The 13,279-nt window shown below is 71.0% G+C and carries 14 protein-coding genes; 6 read left to right on the top strand and 8 right to left on the bottom strand.

Going from position 1 to position 13,279, the window contains the following annotated elements; genetic code table 11:
* Nucleotides 1–7: 7 nt before the first annotated feature.
* Both EV670_RS08750 and pyrE read right to left on the bottom strand, forming a co-directional pair.
* Nucleotides 8–790, bottom strand: a complete 783-nt coding sequence (locus tag EV670_RS08750) for a hypothetical protein (RefSeq protein ID WP_207225033.1) — start codon at nucleotides 788–790, stop codon at nucleotides 8–10.
* A 41-nt stretch (nucleotides 791–831) separates the two neighbouring features.
* The gene (gene pyrE, locus EV670_RS08745; protein ID WP_130431453.1) at nucleotides 832–1,545 is read right to left on the bottom strand and encodes an orotate phosphoribosyltransferase; all 714 of its coding nucleotides are present in this window, start codon (nucleotides 1,543–1,545) and stop codon (nucleotides 832–834) included.
* 41 nt (nucleotides 1,546–1,586) lie between these two features.
* Here pyrE and EV670_RS08740 point away from each other — a divergent pair, with 41 nt between their 5' ends.
* Genes EV670_RS08740 through EV670_RS08725 form a run of 4 tightly spaced genes read left to right on the top strand, consistent with a single transcriptional unit; the run spans nucleotide 1,587 to nucleotide 6,139 of the window.
* On the top strand, nucleotides 1,587–2,393 hold the full coding sequence (locus EV670_RS08740; protein ID WP_130431452.1) for an exodeoxyribonuclease III: 807 nt from the start codon (nucleotides 1,587–1,589) through the stop codon (nucleotides 2,391–2,393).
* A gap of 8 nt (nucleotides 2,394–2,401) precedes the next feature.
* Nucleotides 2,402–3,682, top strand: a complete 1,281-nt coding sequence (locus EV670_RS08735; RefSeq protein WP_165393274.1) for a serine hydrolase domain-containing protein — start codon at nucleotides 2,402–2,404, stop codon at nucleotides 3,680–3,682.
* Nucleotides 3,683–3,701: 19 nt separating this feature from the next.
* Nucleotides 3,702–4,364, top strand: coding sequence for an alpha/beta hydrolase (locus EV670_RS08730; protein ID WP_130431450.1), 663 nt, complete (start codon nucleotides 3,702–3,704; stop codon nucleotides 4,362–4,364).
* The gene (locus EV670_RS08725; RefSeq protein WP_130431449.1) at nucleotides 4,361–6,139 is read left to right on the top strand and encodes an ATP-binding response regulator; all 1,779 of its coding nucleotides are present in this window, start codon (nucleotides 4,361–4,363) and stop codon (nucleotides 6,137–6,139) included. The genes EV670_RS08730 and EV670_RS08725 overlap by 4 nt, the downstream gene beginning before the upstream one ends.
* A 6-nt stretch (nucleotides 6,140–6,145) precedes the next feature.
* Here EV670_RS08725 and EV670_RS08720 read toward each other — a convergent pair whose 3' ends face one another.
* The gene (locus EV670_RS08720) at nucleotides 6,146–7,087 is read right to left on the bottom strand and encodes a M48 family metallopeptidase (RefSeq protein ID WP_130431448.1); all 942 of its coding nucleotides are present in this window, start codon (nucleotides 7,085–7,087) and stop codon (nucleotides 6,146–6,148) included.
* A 10-nt stretch (nucleotides 7,088–7,097) separates the two neighbouring features.
* A complete protein-coding gene (locus EV670_RS08715) occupies nucleotides 7,098–8,621 on the bottom strand; it encodes an MFS transporter (protein ID WP_130431447.1) in 1,524 nt (507 codons plus the stop codon).
* A 90-nt stretch (nucleotides 8,622–8,711) separates the two neighbouring features.
* On the opposite strand from EV670_RS08715, the gene EV670_RS08710 reads away from it, so the two are divergent.
* Entirely contained in the window at nucleotides 8,712–8,951 is a 240-nt protein-coding gene (locus EV670_RS08710; RefSeq protein WP_130431446.1) for a hypothetical protein, read from the top strand.
* Between the two features lie 25 nt (nucleotides 8,952–8,976).
* Here EV670_RS08710 and EV670_RS08705 read toward each other — a convergent pair whose 3' ends face one another.
* From EV670_RS08705 to EV670_RS08690, 4 genes are all read right to left on the bottom strand, one after another.
* The gene (locus EV670_RS08705) at nucleotides 8,977–10,491 is read right to left on the bottom strand and encodes a hypothetical protein (protein ID WP_130431445.1); all 1,515 of its coding nucleotides are present in this window, start codon (nucleotides 10,489–10,491) and stop codon (nucleotides 8,977–8,979) included.
* Nucleotides 10,492–10,554: 63 nt separating this feature from the next.
* A complete protein-coding gene (locus EV670_RS08700; RefSeq protein ID WP_130431444.1) occupies nucleotides 10,555–10,881 on the bottom strand; it encodes a hypothetical protein in 327 nt (108 codons plus the stop codon).
* A 131-nt stretch (nucleotides 10,882–11,012) separates the two neighbouring features.
* Nucleotides 11,013–11,639, bottom strand: a complete 627-nt coding sequence (locus EV670_RS08695) for a DNA-3-methyladenine glycosylase I (protein WP_130431443.1) — start codon at nucleotides 11,637–11,639, stop codon at nucleotides 11,013–11,015.
* Nucleotides 11,639–12,211: an NnrU family protein gene (locus EV670_RS08690; RefSeq protein WP_130431442.1), complete on the bottom strand. Its 573-nt coding sequence runs from the start codon at nucleotides 12,209–12,211 to the stop codon at nucleotides 11,639–11,641. Before EV670_RS08690 ends, EV670_RS08695 begins: the two co-directional genes overlap by 1 nt.
* A gap of 118 nt (nucleotides 12,212–12,329) precedes the next feature.
* Here EV670_RS08690 and EV670_RS08685 point away from each other — a divergent pair, with 118 nt between their 5' ends.
* The gene (locus EV670_RS08685; protein WP_130431441.1) at nucleotides 12,330–13,277 is read left to right on the top strand and encodes a crotonase/enoyl-CoA hydratase family protein; all 948 of its coding nucleotides are present in this window, start codon (nucleotides 12,330–12,332) and stop codon (nucleotides 13,275–13,277) included.
* Nucleotides 13,278–13,279 lie beyond the last annotated feature (2 nt).

Below are 13,279 nucleotides of genomic sequence, written 5' to 3'. Positions count from 1 at the left end.
GGGCTCGTCAGCGCCTTGGAGGCGTCGACGCGGCGGCTGCGGCCGCCGCAGCCGCCGCCGCGGTCGCGGCCGCTGTCTGCGCCGCCGGGCTGTAGGCCAGCGAGCCGGGCTGGGCGCCGGCCCAGAGCTTGCGCAGATGCGCCAGCTCGGCGTCGTAGAGCGCGTTGATGCGGCTGACCTCGACCTGCTGGTTGGCGACCGTTTCCTCCTGCGCCGCCAGTGCCGCATCGACCGCGTCGATCTGGCGCTTGAGCTTGAGCGGCAGCGAGCGACCCGTGTAGAACTCGGCCTCGTCCATCAGCGGCTTGCGTTCGGCCCGCAGTTCGGCGAGTCGGCTTTCGGAAGACTTGGCGGCCTGGCGCACGTCGTCGAGCGCCGCCGACCGCGCCTTCTGGTGCGCCGCCTCGTTCGGATAGCGGCCGAGAAGGTTGCGATCGCGCCGGATCGCGTCGCGCTTGGCCGCGGCCGCGGCCAGCTTGCGGCGCTCGGCCTCTTCGAGCGCCGCACGCTCGTCGGCGGTCGGACTGGCCGGCATCACCTGGCGCAGCGAGCCGTCGCGGTTGAGCACGCGTTGTTCGCGGTCGAGGCATTCCGGAATCGGGCGGTCGGAAGTGAGCCGCTTGCCCTGGGCATTGACGCAACTGAAGATCGGCGCGGCCGGCTCCTGCAGCTGGGCCATCGCCAGACCCTGGCCAGCCAGCGCGCAGATGGTGGCCACCAGCGCGCGGCTCGACGCGATCTCGCGCGCCGCGAACACCCCGCGCTGCAGCGGGCTGCGAATGATCCCCACAAGCTCTCCCAAGTCTTCCTCTGGACGGCGGCGGCGGCCACTCAGACGCCGTAGCGTTCTCGATAGGCCTGCACGCGCGGCAGGTGCGCCGCCAACCCTTCCTTCAACGGGCCGGTGTCGGGCTGCGCCGACAGATAGTGCAACAGGTCCCGCAAGGTGGCAATCGAAACCACCTGCAGGCCGAGCTCGCGTTGCACCTGTTGCACGGCCGAGTGCTCCGCGTCTGCCATCTCGCCGTTGGCGGCACGCTCGGTTGCGCGCTCCTGGCGGTCGAGCGCGATCGTCACGCCAACCGGCGTGGCACCGGCCGCCCTGATCATCGTGATGGATTCACGAACCGAGGTCCCGGCCGAGATCACGTCGTCGATGATCAGCACCCGCTTGCCGGCCAGCGGCGCGCCGACCAGGGTGCCGCCCTCGCCATGATCCTTGGCTTCCTTGCGGTTGTACGCATAGGGCAGATTGCGGCCGAGCCGCGCCAGTTCGATCGACACGGCCGCGGCGAGGGTAATTCCCTTGTAGGCCGGACCAAACAACAGGTCGAACTCGAGCCCCGAGGCGAGCAGTCGGCGTGCATAGAATTCGGCGAGGCGGCCGAGCTTGGCACCGTCGTCGAACAGGCCGGCATTGAAGAAGTACGGACTCAGGCGTCCGGCCTTGGTCTTGAACTCCCCGAATCGCAACACGCCGGCCTCGACCGCGAAGGCGACGAAGTCGAGTGCGAGCGGGTCGGTGGGGGCAGCGGCGGCACTCATTGCAGACCGGTCGCCCTCGGGGCGGCAACGAAGGGAATCATGTGTTTCGGGTCGTCTCGCTCAATCTGAACGGTGTTCGCTCGGCGGCCACCAAGGGCTGGCTCGACTGGGCGGCCGGCGCTGAAATCGATTGTATGGGGGTGCAGGAAGTGCGCGCCGGGGCCGAGGACGTGGCCGGCCGCTTCGATGCCATCGGCGAACTGAAGGGACATTTCCATCACGCGCAGAAGAAGGGCTACGCCGGCGTCGGCCTCTACACGCGGCACGAACCGAGCAAGGTGGTGCACGGCTTCGATGGCGGCGAGTTCGACGACGAGGGCCGCTACGTCGAGATGCGCTTCGACACGCCGGCGCGCAAGCTCTCGATCATCAGCGCCTACTTCCCGAGCGGCTCCTCGGGCGAGGAGCGCCAGGCCGCGAAGTACCGCTTCCTCGACCTGCTCCGGCCGCACCTGCAGAAGCTGATCAGAGCCAAGCGCGAGTTCATCCTGATGGGCGACATCAACATCGCGCACCGCGAGATCGACCTCAAGAACTGGAAGGGCAACCAGAAGAACTCGGGCTTCCTGCCCGAGGAGCGAGCTTGGTTGAGCGGCGTGATCGGCGCCGGCCGCGGCGAGCTCGGCCTGATCGACGTGCACCGCACGCTGCGCCCCGACGACGGTGGCGAGGCCTACACTTGGTGGAGCAACCGCGGCAATGCCTACGCCAACAACGTCGGGTGGCGGCTCGACTACCAGATCGCGACGCCGGCACTGGCGGCGACCGCACGCACGGTGTCGGTCTACAAGACCCAGCGCTTCTCCGACCACGCGCCGCTGGTGATCGACTACGAGCTGTCGCTCTGAAGCCGATGATGACTGACGATCAGGACCTGCCGCCCTTCGGCGGCATGGCGATCCCGGAATTGCCCGACCCGGCCAGCGTCGAGCCGCTCGCGCTCGGCCTGATGCAGGGCCTGCCGCCGCCACCCGACAAGCGCATCACGCTCGCCAACTACCGCGACTACCCGAACGCGCGCTGGGCCTACCGCCACATGCGCGAACTCGCGCCGACGCTGCGCGTCTGGCGCGGCCGCGGCACACCGAGCGCGCTGGAGCCGGCACCGCGGGATCTGCTGGCGCATCGCTACGAGGCGCCGGGCGGCGCACGCCAGAGCATCGGCGACTGGTTCACGCAGACCTACGGCGACGGGCTGCTCGTGCTGCATCGCGGCCGCGTCGTGCTCGAGCATTACGCCGGCGGCATGCAGCCGCAGGATCTGCACCTGGCCTGGTCGGTCAGCAAGTCATTCGTCGGCCTTCTCGCGCAGCTCGCGATCGAGGCCGGCCAGCTTGATCCCGAGGCGCCGATCGGCGCGCTGATCCCGGAGCTGAACGCCACCTCCAGCGCCGGCGCCTGGACCGCAGCCACGGTGCGCCAGGTGCTCGACATGACCGCCGGCATCCGCTATCGCGAGATCTATACCGACCCGAGCAGCGAGGTCTTCGGCTACGCCTTTGCCGGTGGCCTGTTCGCGCCGCCGGCGGGCTACGCCGGGCCGCGCAGCCTCGACGCCTTCCTGCCGATGCTCGCGCCCGAGGGCGAGCATGGCGCCGGCTTCCACTACAAGACCGCGCACACCGAGGTGCTGGCCTGGCTGGTCGCGCGCGCCACCGGCACGCCGCTGGCCGAGTTGCTCTCGCGCCAGCTCTGGCAACCGCTGGGCATGGAAGAGGACGGCGCCTTCGGCGTCGATCCGGCCGGCACCGCGGTCGGCGGTGGCGGCCTCAACCTCGCCCTGCGCGACCTGGGCCGCACCGGCGCGATGCTCGCTGCCGGAGGCCGCTGGAACGGGCGACAGATCGTGCCCACCGCACTGATCGAGGACATCCGCCGCGGCGGCGACCGCGAGAAGTTCAAGGCCAGCGGCTACATCGAGCGCTTCGGCTACTCCTACCGCAACCAGTGGTGGGTGCCGCACGACGCCGACGGCAGCTTCGAGGCCAAGGGCATCCACGGCCAGCACCTGCACGTGAATCCGGCTGCCGAACTGGTGGTCGCCAAGTTCTCCTCGCACCCGGTCTCGACCACCCTGTTCACGCAGCACGCCGATCGCGCCGCCTTTGCCGCGATCGCGGCGGCGCTGCGTACCTGAATCACGACACGGAAGTCCCATGCCACTCGAAGCCCTGCAGCTCGAAACCGCACCCGATCCGACCGCCAGCCTCATCGTGCTGCACGGCCTCGGCGCCGACGGCAACGACTTCGTGCCGATCGCGCGCGAACTCGACCTCGCCGCGGTCGCCCCGGTGCGCTTCGTCTTCCCGCACGCGCCGGTGCAGCCGGTCACGATCAACGGCGGCATGCGCATGCGTGCCTGGTACGACATCCTCGGCACCGACCTCGTGCGGCGCGAGGACGAGGCCGGCCTGCGCGCCTCGCAGGCGCTGGTCGCGGCACTGATCGAGGCCGAGGTCGCGCGCGGCATCCCGGCCTCGCGCATCGTGCTGATGGGCTTCTCGCAAGGTTGTGCGATGACGCTGCTGACCGGGCTGCGCCACGGCGAGCGACTGGCCGGCCTGGTCGGCCTCTCGGGCTACCTGCCGCTGGCGGCGAGCACTGCGGCCGAACGCAGTGCGGCCAACGCCGAGGTGCCGATCTTCCTCGGCCACGGCCGCTTCGACGGGATCATCCCGCTGGCCCGCGCCGAGGCCTCGCGCGACGCGCTGCGTGCACTCGGCCACGAGGTGGAGTGGCACGACTACCCGATGGAACACTCGGTCTGCATGGACGAGATCAACGATCTGAACCAATGGCTGCTGCAAATCCTGAAATGAGCCTCATCGTTCCCCCGATGCCCGCACCGGCACCGGCAGCCGACGAGATCGCACTGCAGACCCCGCGCCAGGCCCTGCTGACACACCTGGCGCGCCAAAGCCCGGTGGTGGCGGCGCCGATCTTCCTCAGCGCGCTCGCAATCGCGGCGGTCGCCTCGCGCGAGGTGCCGCGCGGCTGGGCGCTGGGCTGGCTGGTGCTGGTCTGCCTGGTGCTCGCGCTGCGCAGCGTGGTGCTGCCGCGGCTGGCGCGGCCGGGCCCGGCGAGCGAGGCGACGCGGATGCGCGTCGCGCTCGCGATGAGCGTGGTCAATGGCCTCGTGCTCGGCAGCGCGGTGGTCTTCGCGCCCTGGCTGCACACCGTCGAACTCGCGGTCGTGACGATCGTGCTGATGTTCGTCAGCGCCGGCGTCGTCTCGACCAACCTCGGCTATCGCCCGATGCTGCTGGCCTATCTGGTGCCGAGCGTGGGTTCGCTGGTCCTGGTCTGGGCGCTGGTCGGCCCGGCCGGCAGCACGCCCGAGATGCGCGGCCTGGGCATCGTCGTCGCGATCCTGGTTGGCTTGTTCGCGCTGTCGCTGCTGGCGATGGGGCGCCGCGCCTGGCAGCAGCATGTGCAAGCCATCGCCGCCCGCCACGAGCAGCAGCGTCTGACGCGCGAGCTCGGCGCCGCGCTGGCGCGGGCCGAGGCCGCCAACCGCGCCAAGACCCACTTCCTGGCCGCCGCCAGCCACGACCTGCGCCAGCCGATGCACACGCTGTCGCTGTTCGGCGCCGCGCTGCTGATGCGCCCGCTCGACGAGCGCAGCCGCGAGATCGCGCAGCACATGGACGGCGCGCTGCGCGTGCTCGGCTCGCAGCTCGACGCGCTGCTCGACGTCTCGCGGCTCGACGCCGGCGTCGTGCGGGCCGAGTCGCTGAACTTCGCGCTCGGCGATTTCGTGCAGCGCCTGTGCCGCGACATGCAGCCGGTGGCACGCGCGCGCGGCCTCGGGCTCGAGCTGGACATCGAGGGCGGGCAGCATGTCTGCACCGACCCGCTGCTGCTCGAGCGCATCGTGCGCAACCTGATCGACAACGCGCTCAAGTACACCGAACGCGGGCAGGTCACCGTGAGGCTGCGGCCGATCGGCGAGCGCCTGGAGCTCAGCATCGCCGACACCGGGCGCGGCATCCCCGAGCACGAGCAGGCGCGCGTCTTCGAGGAGTTCTACCAGCTCGGCAACCCCGGCCGCGACCGCGAGCGCGGGCTCGGCCTCGGCCTGTCGATCGTGCGCCGACTGGCCGACCTGCTCGGCATCGAGCTCGCGCTGAAGTCGATCTTCGGCAGCGGCACCACGGTGACCCTGCAACTGCCGGTGGTGGCCGCGGCCGAGGCCGCGCCGCGTCCGGCGCCGCCGAGCGCCGAGGCCCTGCGCGGCTGCCGGGTGCTGGTGATCGACGACGAGCTGACGGTGCGCAGCGGCATGCATGCGCTGCTTGAGAGCCACGGTTGCGTCGTCAGCCTCGCCGCCGACGGCGCCGAGGCGTTGGCGGCGGCGCACCGTTCGCAGCCCGACATCGTGCTGGCCGACCTGCGCCTGCAGGACGATGAAAGCGGCATCGACTGCATCCACCGCCTGCGCCAGCTGTGGCCGGACCTGCCGGCGCTGCTGATCAGCGGCGACATCGCGCCGGCGCGGCTGCGCCAGGCGCACGACACCAACCTGCGCCTGCTGCACAAGCCGGTCGATGCCGACCTGTTGCGCGCGGCCATGGTGGACGCGCTCGACGCCTGAGCCCGGTCAACGCGCCGCGGACTTGGCCATCGGCGCGAAGCGCTGTGCTGGCTTCGGCGCCTTCGCATAGAGCGGCTCGACCTTGGGCAGCCGGGCGCGGATGTCGTCGATGCGCGCGCTGTTCGACGGGTGCGTCGACAGCCACGCCGGCGGCGCGCCCTTGGCCGCCTGCGCCATCTTCTGCCACAGGCTGAGGCCGGCCTTCGGGTCGTAGCCCGAGCGCGCCGCGAGCTCCATGCCGACCAGGTCGGCCTCGGTCTCGTCGCTGCGGCTGTAGACCAGGGTCAGCAGCTGGGTGCCGATGTTGGCCGCCAGGTCGCCGGCCGAACCCAAGCCGAGCAGCTGGGCGCCGAGCGACAGGCCGAGGCCGGTCGCCGTGCTCTTGCCGATGCGCTCGCGCGCATGCTCGCGCAGCGCATGCGCCATCTCGTGGCCCATGATCGTCGCGACCTCGTCGTCGTCGAGCTGCAGCTGCTGCAGGATGCCGCTGAAGAAGGCGATCTTGCCGCCCGGCATGCAGAAGGCGTTGACCTGCTGCGAGCCGATCAGGTTGACCTCCCAGCGCCAGCCGGCGGCGCGCGGGTTCCATTGCGCCGTGTGCGGAATGATCTGCCTGGAGATCGCGCGCAGCCGCAGCAGCTGCGGATGGTTCTCCGGCGCCAGCGCGCCCTTCTGGCTCGCCTGCTGCAGCAGCTGCGAGTACTGCGGCGCCGCCGCGCGCTCGACCTGCTCGGCCGAGACGAAGTTGGTGAAGACCGAGTTCTTGCCGACCTCGCCGCGCACGCCCTCGTGGGGCGGTTGCTGCGGCTGCGCAAGAGCCGCCAGCGGCGCGGCACCGAGCGCGCCGAGCAGCCGCCGCCGGGTCGGGCTCGGTGGCGCACCGGCATCGGTGGCAAGACAGGACAGCGCGAGGCAGAAGCGGCAGTGGTGGCGAAACAGCGGAGGCATCGATCGGGATTCAGGCTTGCGGCGGTCGCTCCAGCATCCGCTTCACCGCTGGCAGCAGGAAGTAGGCCGGGAACGACAGCCAGAAGGTCAGGAAAAAGTAGTTCGCGTATCCCATCTCCTGCGCGCCGATGCCACCGGCCCAGCCGGCCACGGCGCGGCTGAAGGCAAAGATGCTGGACAGGATCGCGTACTCCGTCGTCGCGCGCTGCTTGCTCGTGATCGCCATCAGGAAGGCGAGGAAGGCCCCGGTGCCGAGGCCGCCGGTGAAACTCTCGAGCGCACTCGCGCTGTAGACGATGAGTTGATGCTGTAAAGCGACTTCGGTTCCCGCCGGCACCAGCGGCACCACCGAAGCGGCGGCCGCGTAGCCGAGGTTCGACAGCGCCTGCCACAGGCCGAGCACCCACAGGCCCTTGAAGATGCCGACCCGGTCGACATACCAGCCGCCGATCAGGCCGCCGGCGATCGACAGGCCGAGCCCGAGGTTGACGCTGACCACGCCGATCTGCGCCGCGGTGAAGCCGGCGTCGACCCAGAAGGGCTTGACCATGAAGCCCATCGCCGCGTCGCCGAGCTTGAAGGTGAGGATGAACACCAGCACCGCAACCATGCCGGGCCGCGCGAGCAACTCGACCCAGGCGCCGAACACCGGTCCCTGGCGGAGTTCGTCGGCGCGCGGACCCTGGGCCGCGCGCACCAGCAACGCGGCGCCGGCGAACATCAACCCGACCGGCAGCGCGCCCTTGAACCACCAGCTGCCGCTGACCGTCTGCACCGCGCTCCAGCCGAGCGCCTTCGCCAGCGGGCCGAGCACCGGCCACAGCAGGCCGCCGAGCACCAGGCCGAGCGCCAGCAGGAAGGCCGGCTGCTGCTTGAGCAGCGTCCATTCGTCGCGCAGCAGGCCGGGCGCGGCGCCGGCGCGCGGCTTCTCGCGCGGCGCCAGCAGCGCGGCGGAGCCGTTGACCACGAACACCGCGGCGCCAAGCGCCCAGGCCCAGGTCCAGCCATACCAGCCGGAGACGATCAGCAGCACCCCGGCGGCCAGCATGCCGGCGCGGTAGAAGCCGATCCGGAAACCGTTGGCCATGCCGTACTCATGGCGGTCGAGCAGCTCGATCGTGTAGCCGTCGGTGGCGATGTCATTGGTGGCCGACAGCAGCGTGAAGCAGCCGATCGCCCACCAGACCCAGGTGCCGAAGCCGGTGCCGCCGAGCGCGAAGGCGCACATCACCGCCGCCATGCCGAGGTTGGCGGCGGCAATCCAGCGCCGGTGGTGGCGCGCCCAGTCGACCGCCGGCGCCCACAGGAACTTGACGGTCCAGGCCAGGCCAAGCAACGACAGCAGGCCGATGTCGGCCAGGCTCACGCCCTGCTGGCGAAAGTAGACCGGGAACAGGTCGTAGAAGACGCCGAGCGGCAGGCCTTCGGAGAAATACAGCAGCGCGACCCAGAACAGCTTGCGGCGGTAGGCGGGGGTGGGCTTGTCGGCGGTGTTGCGGGCGTTGTCGCCGGCAGCTTGGGAAGAGGCGCTCATCTGCGGCCCATTCTAGAAAGCCCGCAGGCCATCATGGGCTCTGCCGAGGCCTACGATGCGCGCGCCTTGTTTTCAACCACAGGAGAAGCCATGCACAAGCTGCTCGTCACGCTCATGTTGGCGCTGGGCGCCACCGTGGCCCTGGCCCACAACTGCCCCAACGAGATGAAGGCGATCGACGCCAAGCTCGCGACCAACCCGCAACTCAACGCCGAGCAGAAGGCGCAGGTGCAGAAGCTGCGCGCCGACGGCGAGGCCCAGCACAAGGCCGGCAACCACGACGCCTCGATGAAGTCGCTCGGCGAGGCGAAGAAGATGCTCGGCATCTAGCTCGCACGGCGGGCGGCGGCCGCACTCAGGCCGGCGTGCCGCCCAGCAGTCCTCGCACCGCCGCCAGCGGCAGCGCGCTGCGCGGCAGGTAGCCCACGCGCCACAGCCCGCCGTGGTTGGCGTTGGCGGCCAGCCGCAGCAGCGGGTGACCGGCCGGCGCCGGCTCGTCGTGGCGCAGGTCATGCACCCACAGCGCGGCACTGATGGCGTTGGTGGTGGCCGGCTCGAAGACCTCGACCGCGTAGTGGTGCGCGCCGGCGAAGCCGGCCTTCAACGCCGGGTGCTTGACGACCGAGGTCGTGGTGGTCGAGGGCGTGACGTTGAAGCTGACCCGCTCGCCGCGCTGCCACGCGAGCAGCGCGCGCCATTGCTGCAGCCGCTTGGCCAGTGCGTAGTTCGGGCCCTGCTGCAGCACCAGCGCGTCGATGATGCCGGCGCGCTCGCCGCCGCCTGCATCGAGCAAGCCGCCCACGTGCGGCTGCAGCAAGCTGCCGCCGCTGAGGGCCCCGAGCACCGCGTCGGCGGCGCGGGTGCCGGGGCGACGTTCGGCGAAGGCACGCATCGCCGCTTCGGCAACCCGGGCCGGCACCGCGAAGATGTCGGTCGGCGTCGCCATGAACATGCGGCTGCTGGCGGGCTGTGCCTCGCAGACGACCTGCATCACCGCGTCCATCGCCAGGCTCACGCGCACATGGGTGGCGCCGTCGGCGTAGGCGATCGCGGCCAGGTCGAGCGGCACGCCGAGCGAGCACAGCCAGGCGCCGACCTCGGGCGTGGCGCGCAGCAGGTCGCAGCCGGCGAGTTCGCTCCAGTCGGCGCTGCCACCACCGTCGCGCAAGGGCAGCAGCAGGCGCGCGTTGCCGGCCCGGACCACGGCCTCGATGCGCTGCCACACGGCCGGCCGCGGCAGGTCGAGTGCCACGATGTTGGCGCGCCAGCGTGCCAGCCATTGCAGCGGCCCGGCCTCGGAGCCGGCGCCGAGCAAGGCCACATGGCGGTCGGAAAGATCGAACCACTCTGGATGCGCCATCACGCGCCGCAGGGCCCGTGCATGGCCGGGCTCGATGACGCCGGCCTCGAGCCAGCGGTCGATCTGGTCTTCTAGTTCGGCGCCTTCGAGCCAGCGGCCGCGCAACGGCAGGCGCCAGCGCTCGACGGCGGCAGCGCCCTGGCCGCGCACGACATGGGTGTGCAGTGAGGCGGCCACCGGCGCACGCATCGCCTCGGCCAGGGCCAGCGTCCGGCCACCGCGCTCGAAGCCGATGCCGCTCCAGGCCGCGTCGAGCCCGGCGCCGGCCGCCGCCAGCGCGCCCGCGCCATCGGCGCGCAACTGGGCCTCGGTCAGCGCCAGCAGGTGGCGGGGATAGTGCCGGCGCCAGTCGCGTTCAGCCTCGAGCGCCGCGGACGCGCCCTGTGCGCCGAGCGCGTGCAGCGTGGCGCCGAACACCGCCTTGGCGAAGGGCGTCGTGTTGCGCTTGCCGTTGCGCGGGTCGCGGCGGAAGTCGAGCCCGTGGTCGGGATCGGCGGGCGTGCTCGACATGCGAGGCTCCTCGGCGTGGTCTTGCTGATCGAGGCCATTGTCCGGGAGCGCGGCACGGCGCGGTCAGACGAATCGAAGCGTCCGGTCCAGTTCATCAGGCCCTGGCAGTTCGAGCAACATCTCTTCGCGCACCTCGAGTCCGCCGCGCAACTCGTGGCTCGATTCGAACCAGCCGCAGCCGCCAGCATGCGCGCGGCGCGGCGGATCGCTGCGCTGCGGCTCGCGCCGGCGGCGCGGCGCCTGGGCGACGTCGACCCAGCCCGGCCAGACCGGTTGGAGGAGCGGGCCGATGAAATCCTCGCCGCGCGTCGCGCGCTCCTGGCTGCGAGGCTGGCGCCACCGGCGCCAGTGCTTCGCCAGGCCCTGAGGGGTGCTGCTGCTCTTGTTCAATTCGGCCTCCATCCCTTGCCGCGGCCCGGAGCGGGCCGCTGGAGAGGATGTTCGGCGCCGCCGACCGGTCGGCCGTCGCACCGAGGCGTGCCCCATGCCGGGGGACGCCGGCGCTCCCACCTCGGAGGGCCCTAGCCCGGTGGCGTGAAGGCGGCGCGCGCCGCGAGCGCGCCAGCCCGCATCGTGCAGCCCGCCACGTGGTCGTTGACCAGGCCCATCGCCTGCATGAAGGCGTAGACCGTGGTCGGGCCGACAAAGCTGAAGCCTCGCTTCTTGAGATCCTTGCTCATCGCCACGGAGGCCGGCGCGGTCGGGTTGGCGCGCAGCCAGTCCCACGACGGCTCGGCCGGGCGCGATGCGGCCTCGGGCTCGTGGCGCCAGACGTAGGCCGCCAGCGAGCCGAACTCGGCGCGCAGTTCGAGCAGCCGACGTGCGTTGTTGATGGTCGACTCGATCTTGCCGCGGTGGCGCACGATGCCGGCGTCGGCCAGCAGCCGCGCGACCTCGGCCTCGCCGTAGCCGGCCACGCGCTCTGCGTCGAAATCGTCGAAGGCACGCCGGAAGTTCTCGCGCTTGTTGAGGATCGTCAGCCAGCTCAGGCCCGACTGGAAGCCCTCGAGGCAGAGCTTCTCGAACAGCCGCCGGTCATCGGCAACCGGAAAGCCCCATTCGTCGTCGTGATAGGCGCGGTAGAGCGGCGTGGCCTGGCACCAGGCGCAGCGGTGGCGGCCGTCCTCGGCCTCGAACAGCCCGTGCATCAGGAGCCGAAGGGGCTGACGCCGATCAGGAAGCGATGCGCCCAGAAGGCGAACACCAGCCAGAGGCCGATGCCGACGACGATCACGGTCATCGTGCCGCCCATCGTCGGTGCCCGCCCGCGCGCCTCGCCGCGCCGGCGCGCGCTGCGGAAGGCGAGGATCGCCCAGACCAGGAAGCTGCCGAACAGCAGTAGATCGGCCAGCGTGCCGTTGGCCAGCAGGTGGGCGAAGGCCCAGACCTTGGTGCCGAGCAGCATCGGGTGCTGCAACCGGTGCTTGATCGCGTTGCCCGGCACCTCGGCCGCCGTCAGCAGGATGAACGACACCAGCATCAGCAGACCGGCCACGTGGCGCGTCCACAGCGGCGGGCTCCACAGCACCAGCGGTTGCTGGCGCGCCAGCACGTAGCCCCAGCAGATCAGCACCAGGCCGACGATCGAGACGACCGTGTAGAGGCCCTTCCAGCCGCGCTCGCCCATGCTGGCGATGCGCGCGCTGCGCAGCGGCTCGGCAAGGACACGCACCGAATGCATGCCGAGGAAGAGCAGCAGGCCAAGGATCAGGAGGCTCATGGCGGGGTCCGTGGTGGCGGTGGGCGGATGCTAGCCGCTGGCTCGCGCGCGCGGCAGCGGGTTGACGTTGACACGCGGGCGCCGCCGCTGGCTGAATGCGCGACCAGGAGGACGAGCCATGGCCGGCCGCAAACCCGAACCCGCGTTCTCGACGCTGCGCTATGCGGTGGACGACCGCATCGCGACGATCACGCTGGACCGCCCCGAGCGGCTCAACGCGATCAACGACGCGATGCCGGGCGAGATCCGCGCCGCGGTCGAGCGCGCCAACGCCGACGACGCGGTGCACCTGATCGTGCTGCAGGGTGCCGGCAAGGCCTTCTGCGCCGGCTACGACCTCAAGGACTACGCCGAGGGCGAGCATCCGGCCAACCAACCCTTGCCCTGGGACCCGCTGCGCGACTACCGCTTCATGAAGCAGAACACCGAGGACTTCATGAGCCTGTGGCGCAGCCACAAGCCGACCATCGCCAAGGTGCATGGCTACGCCGCCGCCGGCGGCAGCGACATCGCGTTGTGCTGCGACCTGGTCCTGATGGCCGATGACGCGCAGATCGGCTACATGCCGGCGCGTGTCTGGGGCTGCCCGACCACCGCGATGTGGGTCTACCGGCTGGGTCCGATGCTGGCCAAGCGCATGCTGTTCACCGGCGACCTGATCGACGGTCGCACCGCCGCGGCGATCGGGTTGGCGCTGGAGGCGGTGCCGGCGAAGGAACTCGACGCCTGCGTCGCGCGCTGGGCCGATCGCATCGCCGGCGTGCCGATCAACCAGCTGATGATGCAGAAGATGATGATCAACCAAGCGGTCGACGCGATGGGGCTCGAGAACACGCAGCGCCTGGCGACGCTGTTCGACGGCATCACGCGCCACTCGCCCGAGGGCCGCTGGTTCCAGCGCTACGCACAGGAGCACGGCTTCGCGGCGGCGGTCGAATGGCGCGACTCGGGCCGGCCGCTGCCGGAACTGAAGCCGGGCGACGACGGCAGCGCGTTCATGGCGGCACCCAAGGCTGGCGCCAGGTCGCAGTGGTCATCGAAGCAGCGCAAGCCCGGAAAGGCCTGAGC

This window comes from Rivibacter subsaxonicus, assembly GCF_004217215.1.
GTDB classification, from domain to species: domain Bacteria; phylum Pseudomonadota; class Gammaproteobacteria; order Burkholderiales; family Burkholderiaceae_C; genus Rivibacter; species Rivibacter subsaxonicus.
The sequence above is the reverse complement of the archived record's forward strand: the minus strand, read 5'-3'. Positions and strand labels throughout refer to the sequence as shown.

What these genes read in the sequence shown, in the direction of transcription:
- pyrE (WP_130431453.1), bottom strand. Translation starts at nt 1,545, where the DNA reads ATGAGTGCCGCCGCTGCCCCCACCGACCCGCTCGCACTCGACTTCGTC.
- EV670_RS08735 (WP_165393274.1), top strand. Translation starts at nt 2,402, where the DNA reads ATGACTGACGATCAGGACCTGCCGCCCTTCGGCGGCATGGCGATCCCG.
- EV670_RS08730 (WP_130431450.1), top strand. Translation starts at nt 3,702, where the DNA reads ATGCCACTCGAAGCCCTGCAGCTCGAAACCGCACCCGATCCGACCGCC.
- EV670_RS08725 (WP_130431449.1), top strand. Translation starts at nt 4,361, where the DNA reads ATGAGCCTCATCGTTCCCCCGATGCCCGCACCGGCACCGGCAGCCGAC.
- EV670_RS08720 (WP_130431448.1), bottom strand. Translation starts at nt 7,087, where the DNA reads ATGCCTCCGCTGTTTCGCCACCACTGCCGCTTCTGCCTCGCGCTGTCC.
- EV670_RS08715 (WP_130431447.1), bottom strand. Translation starts at nt 8,621, where the DNA reads ATGAGCGCCTCTTCCCAAGCTGCCGGCGACAACGCCCGCAACACCGCC.
- EV670_RS08710 (WP_130431446.1), top strand. Translation starts at nt 8,712, where the DNA reads ATGCACAAGCTGCTCGTCACGCTCATGTTGGCGCTGGGCGCCACCGTG.
- EV670_RS08705 (WP_130431445.1), bottom strand. Translation starts at nt 10,491, where the DNA reads ATGTCGAGCACGCCCGCCGATCCCGACCACGGGCTCGACTTCCGCCGC.
- EV670_RS08695 (WP_130431443.1), bottom strand. Translation starts at nt 11,639, where the DNA reads ATGCACGGGCTGTTCGAGGCCGAGGACGGCCGCCACCGCTGCGCCTGG.
- EV670_RS08690 (WP_130431442.1), bottom strand. Translation starts at nt 12,211, where the DNA reads ATGAGCCTCCTGATCCTTGGCCTGCTGCTCTTCCTCGGCATGCATTCG.
- EV670_RS08685 (WP_130431441.1), top strand. Translation starts at nt 12,330, where the DNA reads ATGGCCGGCCGCAAACCCGAACCCGCGTTCTCGACGCTGCGCTATGCG.